The 14034-nt window shown below is 67.7% G+C and carries 12 protein-coding genes; 5 read left to right on the forward strand and 7 right to left on the reverse strand.

All coding sequences use genetic code 11. The annotated features are described in order from the left end of the window. Positions 1 to 32: 32 nt before the first annotated feature. Positions 33 to 2921 carry an excinuclease ABC subunit UvrA gene (gene uvrA, locus AC1RP5_RS22385; RefSeq protein ID WP_493114397.1) on the forward strand — a complete coding sequence of 963 codons (2889 nt, stop codon included), beginning with the start codon at positions 33 to 35 and terminating at the stop codon, positions 2919 to 2921. 149 nt (positions 2922 to 3070) lie between these two features. Here the strand turns inward: uvrA and AC1RP5_RS22390 are convergent, their stop codons facing one another. Genes AC1RP5_RS22390 through pdxH form a run of 5 tightly spaced genes read right to left on the reverse strand, consistent with a single transcriptional unit; the run spans position 3071 to position 8103 of the window. Next, positions 3071 to 4096: an Ntn hydrolase family protein gene (locus AC1RP5_RS22390; RefSeq protein ID WP_493114398.1), complete on the reverse strand. Its 1026-nt coding sequence runs from the start codon at positions 4094 to 4096 to the stop codon at positions 3071 to 3073. A 39-nt stretch (positions 4097 to 4135) separates the two neighbouring features. Further along, entirely contained in the window at positions 4136 to 5116 is a 981-nt protein-coding gene (locus tag AC1RP5_RS22395) for a Bug family tripartite tricarboxylate transporter substrate binding protein (RefSeq protein WP_493114400.1), read from the reverse strand. Between the two features lie 23 nt (positions 5117 to 5139). After that, on the reverse strand, positions 5140 to 6630 hold the full coding sequence (locus tag AC1RP5_RS22400) for a bifunctional aminoglycoside phosphotransferase/ATP-binding protein (protein WP_493114402.1): 1491 nt from the start codon (positions 6628 to 6630) through the stop codon (positions 5140 to 5142). Beyond that, positions 6627 to 7502 (reverse strand): cation diffusion facilitator family transporter, encoded by an 876-nt coding sequence (locus tag AC1RP5_RS22405; protein WP_493114404.1) that lies wholly within the window; start codon positions 7500 to 7502, stop codon positions 6627 to 6629. Before AC1RP5_RS22405 ends, AC1RP5_RS22400 begins: the two co-directional genes overlap by 4 nt. Before the next feature lie 7 nt (positions 7503 to 7509). Further along, positions 7510 to 8103 (reverse strand): pyridoxamine 5'-phosphate oxidase, encoded by a 594-nt coding sequence (pdxH, locus tag AC1RP5_RS22410; protein WP_493114406.1) that lies wholly within the window; start codon positions 8101 to 8103, stop codon positions 7510 to 7512. Between the two features lie 78 nt (positions 8104 to 8181). On the opposite strand from pdxH, the gene fabI reads away from it, so the two are divergent. From fabI to sppA, 4 genes are read left to right on the forward strand one after another with little or no spacing between them, the layout of a single operon-like run. Next, a complete protein-coding gene (fabI, locus tag AC1RP5_RS22415) occupies positions 8182 to 9018 on the forward strand; it encodes an enoyl-ACP reductase FabI (protein ID WP_493114408.1) in 837 nt (278 codons plus the stop codon). Positions 9019 to 9036: 18 nt separating this feature from the next. Then, positions 9037 to 10107 (forward strand): chorismate synthase, encoded by a 1071-nt coding sequence (gene aroC, locus AC1RP5_RS22420; RefSeq protein ID WP_493114409.1) that lies wholly within the window; start codon positions 9037 to 9039, stop codon positions 10105 to 10107. Positions 10108 to 10117: 10 nt separating this feature from the next. Then, positions 10118 to 10657: a hypothetical protein gene (locus AC1RP5_RS22425; protein ID WP_493114410.1), complete on the forward strand. Its 540-nt coding sequence runs from the start codon at positions 10118 to 10120 to the stop codon at positions 10655 to 10657. A 33-nt stretch (positions 10658 to 10690) separates the two neighbouring features. Beyond that, on the forward strand, positions 10691 to 12448 hold the full coding sequence (gene sppA, locus AC1RP5_RS22430) for a signal peptide peptidase SppA (protein ID WP_493114412.1): 1758 nt from the start codon (positions 10691 to 10693) through the stop codon (positions 12446 to 12448). On the opposite strand, the gene AC1RP5_RS22435 is transcribed toward sppA, so the two are convergent. Together AC1RP5_RS22435 and AC1RP5_RS22440 are read right to left on the reverse strand one after the other, a co-directional pair. Continuing rightward, on the reverse strand, positions 12445 to 13554 hold the full coding sequence (locus AC1RP5_RS22435; protein ID WP_493114414.1) for an alpha/beta hydrolase family protein: 1110 nt from the start codon (positions 13552 to 13554) through the stop codon (positions 12445 to 12447). The genes sppA and AC1RP5_RS22435 overlap by 4 nt on opposite strands. Next, positions 13551 to 14033: a 2'-5' RNA ligase family protein gene (locus AC1RP5_RS22440; protein WP_493114416.1), complete on the reverse strand. Its 483-nt coding sequence runs from the start codon at positions 14031 to 14033 to the stop codon at positions 13551 to 13553. The genes AC1RP5_RS22435 and AC1RP5_RS22440 overlap by 4 nt, the downstream gene beginning before the upstream one ends. Position 14034: the final 1 nt, after the last annotated feature.

A 14034-nucleotide genomic window follows, 5' to 3' on the forward strand; every position in this document is an offset into this window, starting at 1 on the left:
GATCCTCCGCATCCCTTATTGTTCCGGTCCTGATGGCCAAGTCACGCTTACCCGCTGCCGAACCGCATCGCTTCATCTCCGTACGGGGAGCGCGCGAGCACAATCTGAAGAACGTCGAGGTCGATCTGCCGCGCGACCGGCTGGTGGTGATCACCGGCCTCTCGGGCTCGGGCAAGTCGTCGCTCGCCTTCGATACGATCTACGCCGAGGGCCAGCGCCGCTACGTCGAGAGTCTCTCGGCCTATGCGCGCCAGTTCCTCGAACTGATGCAGAAGCCCGACGTCGATTCGATCGAAGGCCTCTCGCCCGCGATCTCGATCGAGCAGAAGACGACCTCGCGCAATCCGCGCTCGACCGTCGGCACCGTCACCGAGATCTACGACTATCTGCGCCTGCTGTTCGCGCGCGTCGGCATTCCCTACTCACCGGCCACCGGTCTCCCGATCGAGAGCCAGACCGTTTCCCAGATGGTCGACCGCATCAAGACGATGCCGGACGGCACGCGCCTCTATCTGATGGCGCCGATCGTGCGCGGCCGTAAGGGCGAGTATCGCAAGGAGCTGCAGGAGCTTCAGCGCAAGGGCTTCCAGCGCGTGAAGATCGACGGCAAGCTCTATGAGATCGCCGAAGCGCCTTCGCTCGACAAGAAGTACAAGCACGACATCGACGTGGTCGTGGACCGCATCGTCGTGAAGCCCGACCTCGGCAATCGCCTCGCCGATTCGCTGGAGACCGCTCTCACGCTGGCCGAGGGCCTGGCGATCGCGGAGAACGCCGACAATGGCGAGCGCACGGTCTTCTCCGCGCGCTTCGCCTGCCCGGTCTCTGGTTTCACCATCGAGGAGATCGAGCCGCGCCTCTTCTCCTTCAATGCGCCGCAGGGCGCCTGCCCTTCCTGCGATGGTCTGGGCGTAAAGATGTTCTTCGATCCCGAGATGGTGGTGCCGGACGACCGTCTCTCGCTCTCGGAAGGCGCCGTCGCACCCTGGGCCGATTCGTCGGGCCAGTATTACATGCAGACGCTCGAGAGCATCGCCAAGCACTTCAAGGTGAAGACCTCGATGCCGTGGCGCGACCTGCCGAAGAAGGTCCGCGACACGATCCTCTACGGCAGCGGCAGCGAGTCCGTCGCGATGCGCTACGACGACGGCATCCGCCAGTACCAGACGACCAAGCCGTTCGAGGGCGTGATCCCCAATCTCGACCGCCGCTGGAAGGAGACCGACTCCTCCTGGGTGCGCGAGGAGCTGGAGCGCTTCCAGCACGAGAGCAAGTGCGAGACCTGCAACGGTGCCCGCCTCAAGCCCGAGGCGCTGGCCGTGAAGATCGCCGGCCTCAACATCAGCCAGACGACCGAGTTCTCGATCGGCGAGGCGGTGAAGTGGTTTCTGGCACTCGATCCCAAGCTCACGGCCAAGCAGCGCGAGATTGCCGCCCGCATCCTCAAGGAGATCAACGAGCGACTGGGCTTCCTCGACAATGTCGGCCTGTCCTACCTGACCCTGAACCGCACCTCCGGCACCTTGTCCGGTGGCGAGAGCCAGCGCATTCGTTTGGCTTCGCAGATCGGCTCCGGCCTGACCGGCGTGCTCTACGTGCTCGACGAACCGTCGATCGGCCTGCACCAGCGCGACAATGACCGCTTGCTGAAGACGCTCACGCGCCTGCGCGATCTCGGCAACACGGTGCTGGTGGTCGAGCATGACGAGGATGCCATCCGCTCGGCCGACTATCTGGTCGACATGGGTCCCGGCGCCGGCGCGCATGGCGGCAACGTGATCGCCCAGGGCACGCCCGAGGAGGTGATGCGCAACAGCGCGAGCCTCACCGGCCAGTATCTCTCGGGCTTCCGCCAGGTTCCGATTCCCAAGGTACGGCGCGAGCCGCCGCCCAAGAACGGCCGCTGGCTCACGCTCAAGGGCGCGAAGGAGAACAATCTCCAGAACGTCACGGCCAGCATCCCGCTCGGCACCTTCACCTGCGTCACCGGCGTGTCGGGCAGCGGCAAGAGCACGCTGATCGTCGAGACGCTCTACAAAGCGCTGGCCAAGAAGCTCAACAACGCGCGCGAGCATGCCGGCGCGCACGCCACGCTCGAAGGCGTCAATCATCTCGACAAGATCGTCGACATCGATCAGTCGCCGATCGGCCGCACGCCGCGTTCGAATCCCGCGACCTATACCGGCGCCTTCTCGCCGATCCGCGACTGGTTCTCCCAGCTCCCGGAATCGACCGAGCGCGGCTACAAGCCCGGCCGCTTCTCCTTCAACGTGAAGGGCGGCCGCTGCGAGGCCTGCCAGGGCGACGGTGTCATCAAGATCGAGATGCACTTCCTGCCCGACGTCTACGTCGAGTGCGATGTCTGCAAGGGCAAGCGCTACAATCGCGAGACGCTGGAGATCCAGTTCCGCGGCAAGTCGATCGCCGACGTTCTAGACATGACGGTCGACGAGGGCTGCGAGTTCTTCAAGGCGGTGCCGATCATCCGCGACAAGCTGCTGACCCTCCAGCAGGTCGGTCTCGGCTACATCCATATCGGCCAGCAGGCGACGACCCTGTCGGGCGGCGAGGCCCAGCGCGTGAAGCTCGCCAAGGAACTGTCGCGCCGCGCCACCGGCCGCACGCTCTACATCCTCGACGAGCCGACCACCGGCCTCCACTTCGAGGATGTGCGCAAGCTTCTGGAAGTGCTGCATCGCCTGGTCGAGACCGGCAACACGGTGCTGGTGATCGAGCACAATCTCGAGGTCATCAAGACCGCCGACTGGGTCCTGGACATGGGCCCCGACGGCGGATCGGGCGGCGGTCGTCTGGTGGCGGAAGGCCCGCCCGAGGCGATCGTTAAGGTGCCGGAGAGCTATACGGGCCAGTACCTCGCCCGCCTGCTCCCGCGCAGCGCCACGGCGAAGAAGCGGGCTTAGAAGATTGAGGCAATCAATTGCTTCCCCATTCGGATGGGGAAGTGCCCCGTCATACGGGGCGATGGGGTCATGGGCGGTCGCAAACCTATGACCCCTCCGACGGCGTAAGACGCCGCCACCTCCCCATTTGAATGGGGAGGAAAGCGATCCTACGGAAGCTGGAAAGCCGAGATCGCGGTAACGAGCTCGGCGCTGCCGCGTCCGTCGGCTTCCCAACCGGCAACCGATAGAGAGCCCGTTGCCGGACACATATCGACCGAGAGACGCGTGCAGGCGTTGAGGACGGGAGCTGTCACCCATCCGAAATCGTTCGCGTCGCGTCCCGTCCACGCGGCGAGCGCGCTGCGGCGGCGGATGTTGTTCTCGACCGGAGCTCCCTCGCCGCAGGCGCGTGGGCGCCAGTGACTATTGCGGCCGCGCCAGTCGTTGGCGAACACCGTCTCGTCGCGATAGGTGCGCGCGCTCGTTTCCTCACGCTCGATCACGATGCGCTCGCCGGGCTTCGTGCCGACGAGCAGGAACAGGACGGGTCGCGCGACCGGCACGCTTTCGAGAAGATGCCGCGCATCGTCGAAGCTCGCGCACGTTTCGAAGACATGGCGCAGCAAGTGCTCGGGCGGCAGGCGTCCGCTGCTGCACAGGCCGTCGAGCGCGTTCAACACATAGTCGAGCCAGAGCAGCATCGGCGTGCGCCAGCGGCGGCGCATCGGGGCCTGGTTGATCGAGGCGGCGAAGCGTTGCGGCGCCACGGCGGTCAGCACGCCGACGAAGCCCGGCCAGGTGACGTTCAGGAACTCGCCGGCCGGCCCACGCTGGCGCCTCACCTCGACGAGGCGGCCGAGACCGGGGAACGGCCAGTCGAGCGTGCGGCGCAGGCGCGGGCCCTGAGCCATGTCGTCAGCCAGGGCCGTGCAGCCGAAGAGGTAGGCACCGTGCAGCAGCCAGATGCCCGGCCGCTTCAGCGTGCGGGCGACGGCGTCAATGTCAGCCGCATAAGGCGTCCCCGCCCGCTTCATCCACGCTCGCACGATCGGATCGGCCATGCGGGCCAGCAGTCCGCCCAGCGGCAGCCAGCCGAGGCAGGCCTCGCGCACCGCCAGCGCCTCGGCTTCCCGGCGCCGTACGGCATCCGTCGGGGTGCCTTCCATATCTTCGATCAGCGGGACAGGCTTCATAAGTGAGTGATTACTCACTCACAGACAGCCCGTCAAGCGTCAGCGCTTCTCCTTGGCCTGCCAGCTCTTGACCATCGGGGTCAGGGTCGCGCGCTCATGGGCGATCTTTTCGGCGAACTGCTGGGGCGTCGTGGGCGCGGGCTCGAAGCCGGCGGCCATCAGGCGTTCCCTCACCTCGGTGTCGGCCAGCGCAAAGGCGGCGGCCGCGTTGAGACGGGCCACGACGTCCGGCGGCAGGCCGGCCGGACCGAACAAGCCGACCCAGCTCGTCACGTCGAAATCCGGCAGGCCGCTTTCGGCGAAGGTCGGCAGGTCGGGCAGCGCGACCGACCGCTTGGCGCCGGTGCTGGCGAGGTACTTGCCCTTGCCGAGCTTCACCGCCGGCGCGGCCGACGACACGGTGATGCAGGCGGTCTCCAGATTGCCGGCGGCCACGTCGTTGCCCGCCTCGGCGCCGCTGCGATACGGCAGGTGCTCGACGACGAGCCCCGTGCGCTGGCCCAGCAGCTCGCCCGTCAGGTGACCGGCGCTGCCGATGCCGGACGAGCCGAAGATCACCGGCTTGCCGCGCTTCTTGGACTCGGCGATGAAGCCTTGCAGGTCGTTGGCCGGGAACTTCTCCGACACCATCCACACCCAGGGCTGGATGGTGCAGCCCGAGATGTAGCTGAACGCCGTCTCGTAATTGATGGTGATGCCCGGCTGCAGCAGCGGCCCGATGATGTGGCCCGGACTGTCGAACAGCACCGTGTAGCCGTCGGGATCGGAGCGCGCGACGGAGATGGCGCCGATCGTGCCGCCCGCGCCCGGTCGGTTCTCGATCACCAGCGGCTGGCCGAGCGACTCCTGGAACTTCGCCTGCATCAGCCGCGCCACCGTATCGGCCGCGCCACCCGCGCCGAAGTTCACGATCAGCTTCACCGGCCGCGACGGATATTTCGATTGCGCGATCGCGGGTGCCGCCAGGGTCGAGCTAATGGCAAGCAGCGCCGTGCGGCGCGAGACGTTTCCTCCGGACATTCTTCTCTCCTTTTGAGGAGAGTTTAGCGGCGTTCCCAGTCGATGCGACCGAGATCGTAGTCGAACTGTCGCTCGACCACGGCGGGCGTCGCATCGGAGGCGTCGCCCGTGCGCGCCGCCACCCGCTCCTGCGCAACGTCCTTGCCGACATCGAGCCAGATGCCCTGGAACGGCACGCCGACCTTGCGCGCCAGTTCCTCCGCGGCCGCACGCTCGTCGGGACGAGCGAATACCGCATCGAGCACGACGCTGTGGCCTGCGCGCAGCACGCGCTCGGCGCGTTCGATGCACGCCGCATAGACGCGTGCCGACGCTTCCGGCGAGTAGCTACCGGCGGGCATGCGCTCCTCCAGCGCGATGCCTGCCTGCCGCTTGCGCTCGACATCGGTGCGCACCACGACGGCGCCCGGCGTGCGACCAATCTCCGGCGCAAGCTTCAGCGCCAGCGTGGTCTTGCCACTGCCCGACAGGCCGCCGATGGCGACCAGCCGCGGCGGCGCGAGCTGCAGGAATTCCAGCGCGGCCCTCTGATAGGCGCGCGCCGGCGCATTGTCGGCGCCGCTCACGGCGGTAATCGCGGAATCAACGTAAGCGCGGATCGAGGCGCGTCGCGCCAGGAACATCGGCAGCAGCGCCAGCGCCTCCTCGTGCGAGGCGCCCTCGACCTCGCCGACCCGCCACAGCCATTCGTTCAGCAGCCGGTTGGCCAGCGCCCCCAGCCCCTGCCGCGCCAGGTCCATCAGCGCGAAGGCGAGATCGTAGAGCACGTCGATGTTGGCGATCTTGTCGGAGAACTCGATCGCGTCGAACGGCACCGGCTGGCCGTTCAACGTCACGATGTTGCGCAGGTGCAGGTCGCCGTGACAGCGGCGGATCGCGCCCGACGCCAGACGGCGCGCCACCAGCCCAACGAACGGTTCGAGGGAGCGCGGCATCGCCTCGGCCAGCGCCTCGCTGGTGGCCGGATCGAGCCGCTCGCCCGCTTCGCGCATCTGCCGCACGTCGGCCGCGACCGAATGGCGATAGTCGTCGGGCGCGCAGAAGCCCGAGGCGATCGCAGGCAGTCCATCGTGGAACCGCGCCACGCGTGTGCCCAGTGCCGTCATCACCTGGGGCGTGAGTGCGCCGCGCCCTGCCATACGGTCGAGCAGTCCCTCCTCATCGAAGCGGCGCATCACGACCAGCCAGTCGATGACGCCTTCCCCTGCCTCACCGATCTCGCCCAGCACCAGCTTGCCGTCGCGGCGCAGGACCGGCGCGATGCCGAGATAGATTTCGGGGGCCGACCGCCGATTGACGTCGATCTCGGCCGCGCACATGGCGGCACGCCGCGGCTCGGTCGAGAAATCCATGTAGGGGAATTTCACCGCGCGCTTCAGCTTGTAGGCGCGCTCGCGGCACAGGAAGACGACGGCGCCATGCGTGTCGATCTTCCGCTCCGGTTTCAGCTCGGCTTCGAGGAAGGCAACGGTCTCGGACTGGTCTTCGACGATGAAGGACGGACGCGTATTCATGCAGCGGGCGCCGGATCGACGTGGAGGATGATCTCGGCATCGGGATAGGCCGTGGCGATCGCGGCCTGGACCTCGCGGCCGATCGCGTGGCCCTGCACCAGCGAGAGGTCGCGCGCGACCTCGATATGGAGCTGGATGAACTTGGTGAGGCCGCCCGAACGGGTGCGCAGTTCGTGGACGTCCTTCACCCCGGGATGGGCACGCGCGATCTCCTCGATGCGCTTCGTGTCCTCGACCGGCAGTTCGTGGTCCATCAACACGTCGAGCGATTGGCGACCGACCTTCCAGCCACCGTGCAGCAGGTAGAGCGCCACCAGACCGGCAACGCCGCTGTCGATCAGCGGTTGGTTCAGCAGGCCCGACAGGAAGAGGCCTCCGCCGGTGGCCAGGGTTGCGATGAGGTCGGTGCCGTAATGCGCCATGTCGGCGCCGATGGCGAGCGAGCCGCTCCTGGCAACGACATACTTCTGGAAGGAGACGAGGCAGAGCGTGAGGACGATTGCCAGCGCACTGATGGCGAGGCCGACCTCCTCCTCGCGAACCTGCTTGGGATCGTTGAGGCGCTCGACGACCGCGACCAGCAGAGCGCAACCTGAGGCGGCGATGAAGCCCGCCTGGATAAGGCCCGCCAGTCCCTCGGCCTTGCCGTGGCCGAAACGGTGATCGGCATCGGCCGGGATCAGCGCCTGCCGCACGGCGAAGAAAGTCACCACCGAGCCCACGAGATCGAGCGAGGTATCGACCAGCGACGACAGCATGCTCACCGAATCGGTGACCCGCCACGCCACGAGCTTGGCGACGATCAGGACCAGCGCCGTCGACATGGATGCGACGGTCGCCAGTCGCATCAGCCGCTGGGGATCCATCGCCATGGGGCGCTCAGGGATAGAGCGTGCGCGTGGTCCACGGCTCGGCCGCGGAGCCGCGCCGGTATTCCAGCCGGTCGTGAAGGCGGAAGGCACCATCGTGCCAGAACTCGATCAGGTTCGGCTGCAGCCGGAAGCCCGACCAATGCGGCGGCCGCGGCACGGTGCCGACCAGGTGCTTGGCGCCATACTCCGCCACGCGCTTTTCCAGGGCGAACCGGCTTTCCAGCGGCCGCGACTGTTCCGAGGCCCAGGCGCCGATCTGGCTGCCGCGCGCACGGCTCGCGAAATAAGCGTCGGCCTCGGCCGCGGTGGTCTGGGTAACGGGTCCTTCCAGGCGGACCTGGCGGCGCAGCGACTTCCAGTGGAACAGCAGCGCCGCCTTGGGATGGGCCAGCAGGTGGTTGCCCTTGCGGCTTTCGTAGTTGGTGTAGAAGACGAAGCCGGCGGCGTCATAGTCCTTTAATAGGACCATGCGGGCCGAGGGCGTGCCGTCGGGACCGACCGTGGCCAGGGTCATGGCCGAGGGGTCGTTGGGCTCGGAAGTGGCCGCTTCGGCGTACCAGGCGCCGAAAAGCTCCAGAGGATCGGTGGTTTCCCTGATCATGACCACAATATGAGGGGGTCCGAAGCGTTCCACCACCGGCATCTTGTCCCAACAGCCATCCCCCGCTAGAACCGGAGCATGACCTCTGCTGCACAATTGATGGCCGGTAAAAAAGGCCTCGTCATGGGCGTCGCCAACGAACGCTCGATCGCCTGGGGTATCGCCAAGGCGTGCCACGACCAGGGGGCCGAGGTGGCCTTCACCTTCCAGGGCGAGGCCCTCGAGAAGCGGGTCCGGCCGCTGGCCAACTCGATCGGCGCCAAGATCATCGAGCCGTGCGACGTGACCAACGCCGCCAGCATCGATGCCGTCTTCGCCAAGCTGGAAAAGGAATGGGGCAAGCTGGACTTCGTGGTCCACGCCATCGCCTTCTCCAACAAGGACGAACTGCGGGGTCGCTACATCGACACCTCGTCGGACAACTTCAATCTCACGATGAATGTGAGCTGCTACTCCTTCACCGCCGTGTCGCAGCGCGCCGTGCCGATGATGAAGGACGGCGGCAGCCTCCTCACCCTCACCTACTACGGCGCCGAGCGCGTCATCCCGCACTACAACGTCATGGGCGTGGCCAAGGCCGCCCTCGAGGCGAGCGTGCGCTACCTGGCGGCCGACCTCGGCGAGCAGAAGATCCGCGTCAACGCGATCTCGGCCGGCCCGATCAAGACGCTGGCCTTCGCCGGCATCAACGACGGCCGCTATATACTGAAGTGGAACGAGCTCAACTCGCCGCTGAAGCGCAACATCACGACGGAAGAGGTCGGCAACGCCGGCCTCTACCTGCTGTCCGACCTCGGCACCGGCGTCACCGGTGAAGTGATGCACGTCGATGGCGGCTACCACGTCGTTGGCATGATCAATACCTCGTCCGCGAAGCAGATCGCCGAATTGCTCGGCAACTTCGAAGGCGAGTAGATCGGAGGCCGGCAGGCCATGGCCGGCAGCAGTTTTGGTACCCTCTTCAAGTTCACGAGCTGGGGCGAAAGCCACGGGCCGGCGATCGGCTGCGTGGTCGACGGCACGCCGCCGCGCATCACCCTCACCGAGGCCGACATCCAGGTCTGGATGGACAAGCGCCGCCCCGGCCAGTCGCGGTTCGTGACCCAGCGCCAGGAACCGGACACGGTGAAGATCCTGTCCGGCGTGTTCGAGGGCGTCACCACCGGCACGCCGATCGGGCTGCACATCGACAATGTCGACCAGCGCAGCCGCGACTACGGCGAGATCAAGGACCAGTTCCGCCCCTCTCACGCCGATTACACCTATCACCGGAAATACGGCGTCCGTGACTATCGTGGCGGCGGCCGCCAGTCGGCGCGCGAGACCGCGGTCCGCGTCGCCGCCGGCGCCATCGCCCGCAAGATCCTGGGTGACGGCGTCACCATCCGCGGCGCCGTGGTCCAGATCGGCACGCAGAAGATCGACCGCGCCAACTGGGACTGGGACGCCACAGGCGACAATCCCTTCTGGTGCCCTGATCGACAGGCCGCGCAGGGCTGGGAGGGCTATCTCGACGACGTGCGCAAGCGCGGCAGCTCGTGCGGCGCGGTGATCGAGGTCGTGGCCTCGGGCGTGCCCGTGGGTCTCGGCGATCCGGTCTACGACAAGCTCGATGCCGATCTCGCCAAGGCGATGATGAGCATCAACGCCGTGAAGGGCGTGGAGATCGGCGATGGCTTCGACGCCGCCGCGAAGAGCGGCGAGGAGAACGCCGACGAGATGCGCATGGTCGACGGCCAGCCCGGTTTCCTCAGCAATCATGCCGGCGGCATTCTGGGCGGCATCTCGACCGGCCAGGACATCGTCTGCCGCCTCGCGGTGAAGCCGACCAGCTCGATCCTGACGCCGGTCCGCAGCGTCGACCGCAACGGCCGCGAGATCGAGCTGCGCACCAAGGGTCGCCACGACCCGTGCGTCGGCATCCGCGGCACGCCGGTCGCCGAGGCCATGATGGCCTGCGTGCTGGCCGACCATTTGCTGCGCCACCGCGCGCAGTGCGGCTAGCGCACCTTCGGTGGCCGCCCGGCAAGCCCTGCAGGCGCGCTACGCCAGGATCCACAATGCCGGCATGGCCGTCGTCTCGCTGCTGATGATCGGCACGGCGATCACGCACTTCGCCTCGGGCGAGTCCGCCCACGCCCCCACCCTGTCGCTGAACGACCCGCGCTTCGTGCTGTTCGGTGTCCTCGCCCTGGCGATGACCTATTACGTCTATGTCGGCATCAGCCGCTATCTCGACCGCACGCCGCAGATCGTGGTCGACCATGACGGCATCCTGCTGGGGTTCGGCCGCAACAAGCGCATCGCCTGGCAGGACATCCAGTGGGTCCGCCTGCGCCGCCTCGCGATGCGGCCCCAGCTCCAGATCGGCGTGGAACCGCAGGCCTTCATCGCGGCCGACCTGCGCCTGTCCCTGCTCAATCTCGACGACAGCCTGCGGCCGATCCGCGGCATGCCGACGGCAATCCTGGTGCGCGACAACGGTCTCGATACAAAAGCCGCGGCCATGCTTGACGCCGTGCAGGCGTTCCGGCCGAATCTCGTCCAGTCCTAGTCAGCACACTCCGTCCGTTCAGGGGAACTTCGCATGCGGCGTTTCATCGTCGGCTTTCTAGCGACCATCGGCACCCTCGTCCTGCTCGCGATCGTCGCCGGCGCCGCCTTCTTCGCCTCCGGGCCGTTCAACGCCAAGCCATTGCCGCAGCAGATGGTGCTGTCGCTCGACCTGCGCTCGCTGCCGCCGGAGACTACGTCGGCCGGCCTGCTGAACGGCGGCCTGTTCGGCGGCTCGCGCGACATCGTCGAGGTGGTGCAGCTTCTCTGGCAGGCGGCCGACGATCCGCGCGTCACCGGCCTCTATGTCGAGATCGGCGACGAGGATGGCGGCATGGCCCGCGTGCAGGAGCTTCGCCAGGCGATCGCCCACTTCCGCGGCAAGGGCAAATTCGCGATCGGCTTCGCCGAGTCGCTGGGCAGCGGCGGCAATCACGTTGCCGATTATTATCTCGCCGCGGCACTCGAACAGATCTGGCTGCAGCCGAGCGGCGGCTTCGGCGTCACCGGCATCGCCGTCGAGACGCCGTTCATGAAGGGCGGCCTCGACAAGCTCGGCGTCAAGGTCGAGGGCGGCAAGCGCTACGAATACAAGAGCGCGCCCGACTCCTTCACCGAGACCGCCTACACCCGCCCGGCGCGCGAGAACCTGCAGCAGCTCATCGACAGCCTGTTCGGCCAGTTCTTGGCCGACGTGGCGCGCGATCGCAAGATCGAGGCGACCCAGCTTCGCCGGCTGATCGACACGGCACCGCACGAGTCCGAGCAGGCACGGCGTGACGGGCTGGTCGACAAGATCGGCTATCGCGCCGACGCGCTCGAGGAAGTGTACCAGCGCGCCAACGGCAAGCGTGATCTCGTGACCCTGGCGGAATATGCCGGCGACGAGGCGCGGCCCAAGACCCGCGGCGAGATCATCGCCCTGGTGCGCGCCAGCGGCGCCATCAGTTCGGGCGGCGGCGGTGGCGGCCCGCTCGAAGACGAAGTGTCGGCCAATGCCGAGGACGTGGTCGAGGCGCTCGAAACCGCGTCGCAGACCAAGGAAGTGCGCGCCATCGTGCTGCGCATCGATTCGCCCGGCGGCACTTACCCCGCCGCCGACGCCATCGCCGACGCGGTCGGCCGCGCCCGTGCCGCAGGCAAGCCCGTCATCGTCTCGATGGGCGACGTGGCGGCCTCGGGCGGCTATCTCGCCGCCGTGCGCGGCGACGTGATCGTGGCCCAGCCGACGACCATCACCGCCTCGATCGGCGTGTTCAGCATCTGGCCGATGGCGCAGGAGCTGCTGACCACGCTCGGCGTCAACGTCGAGCGCGTCTCGGTCGGCCGCAACGCCGGCATGCACTCGACCTTCCAGCCGCCGACTCCGGCGCAGCGCGCCGCCGTCAATCGCGAGCTCGACGTCATCTACACCGCCTTCACCGCCCAGGTCGCCGAGTCGCGCAACCTCGACGCCAACCGCATCGACGCCGCCGCCCGCGGCCGCGTGTTCAGCGGCATCGACGCCAAGCGGGCCGGCCTGGTGGACGAACTGGGCGGGTTGCAGCTCGCGCTCAACATCGCCAAGGCCAAGGCCGGCATCGAGGAGACCAAGCGCGTCGAGATCCGCCGCTACCCCGACGACAACGACCGCTGGCAGCGGGTCTTCGATCGCCTGTTCAAGCTGGTCGGCGCGACGAACGCCCCCAGCATGGGCATGCCGCGCGAGGTCCGCGAGACGCTGGCCAGGTTCGGCGTGGCGCCCCGGCCGGGCAACGTCCGCCTGCCGCCTCTGCCGCCGCTCTGGCGCTAACGCCGCTCCTCGAGCAGTTCCACGATCGCCTTCCACATCGTCCAGGCGTTGGCGACGTTGACGGCCGTGAACTCGACATGGCCGATATCGTCGATCAGGAACAGCGACACGCGGGCCTTCGACGCCGCGACGGCGAGATCCTGGCTCTCGCTGTAGGGCACCATCGGATCGGTGCGACCGTGCACCAGGATCAGATGCCCCCGCAGCTTCGACAGATCGTAGAAGGCGAGGTTCAACCCATCGATCTCGCGGCGCACGCTCTCCGGCAGGTCCCCGATCAGGCGCTCGACCGCGTCGGGATCGCGGTTGTCGACGAGGGCCAGCACCGCGCGGCCCTGCGGCCCCATCATCGAGACCTCGCGGGAGATGTCGGCGTTGCGATCGCGGAAACGCAGCGACGCGATCTCTTCGAGGATGCGGGCATCGCGCGGATCGTCGAGGCGGCCCGCGTTGGCGCGCAGGATTGCCCAGCGGCCATAGGCATTCGGCTCGACGCGAAACTCGCGGCTGTCGCCCCGCGGCCGGAAGGCGCCGGTGGTGACGAAGCGGATCGCGGCATGGGCGTCGCGATAGCCGCCGATGGCGACGACGAAGGCGACCTTCGATGCGAGATCGTCCTGGATCGCGGCGATGATCGCCGGTGCGGCGGCATAGGAAATCGCGGCCACGCCCAGCGGCAGATCGGGAAAGCGCTTGTTCAGTTGGCGCAGGGCCTCGGCCACCCGGTCGCCGTCGGCGCGCGACAGGACGAGTTGGCGAACCTCGGGCAGCTCCGGCACCAGCACCGCGAACCCGGCGCGCGACAGGCTGCGCGCAAAGGCCTGCAGGCGCGGCTCGTCGCGACCCAGCACGGCAGCGCCCGGAACGAGGACCATCGCCGCGCGCGCCTGGCTGGCCGGCAGGTAGAGATCGCCCTCGCCATTCTCCCAGCGCATCTGGGATTCCTGCGGCGGTGCGGTCACGTCCTGCCACCATGTCCGCTGGCCGCCGGCTGCCACGTCCCACATCAGCAGGCTGGCTTCGGTCCACACCATCGGGCGTCCGAAGAACAGCACCAGCAGCAGGCCCACGAAAAGCGCGAGCAGGGTCCGGCGCAGGATCTTCATGCGCCCAGCCGGACACTGGCCAGTGTCTCCAGCGCGTCGCCGCTCCGGCGCAGCAGCGCCAGCTCCTCGACCCGCCCCATCATCGGCAGGTTCTGGCGTCCGACGATGCGCGCCACCTGCTCGGCCTCGACGGTGCTGCGGAACAGGCCGAGCGTTATGTGCGGCTCGAAGGTCTCGCGGCCGGGCACCGGGTTCAACGTCTCATGCAGCGCCGTCAGTTCCGGCGCGCCATCCGACGGTTCGGCATAGAGGTAGAGGTCCGAGCGCACGATGCGCTCGATCTGGAACCAGAACGGCCGCTGCGTTACGCCTTCAAGAGCCGTGCGCAACTCGCCCTCGCGTTCGACAGCGGCGCCGAACACGAGGGTGAAGTGCGGGCCGATCAGCTCGGCCTCGCGCGGATGATACTGTGCCCTGAGACGACGCAGTGCGGTGTCGTCGGCCTCGCCCAACACCGGCCAGGCCACGACATAGAGCATC

Source organism: Reyranella sp. GW821-FHT12G01, assembly GCF_058806575.1.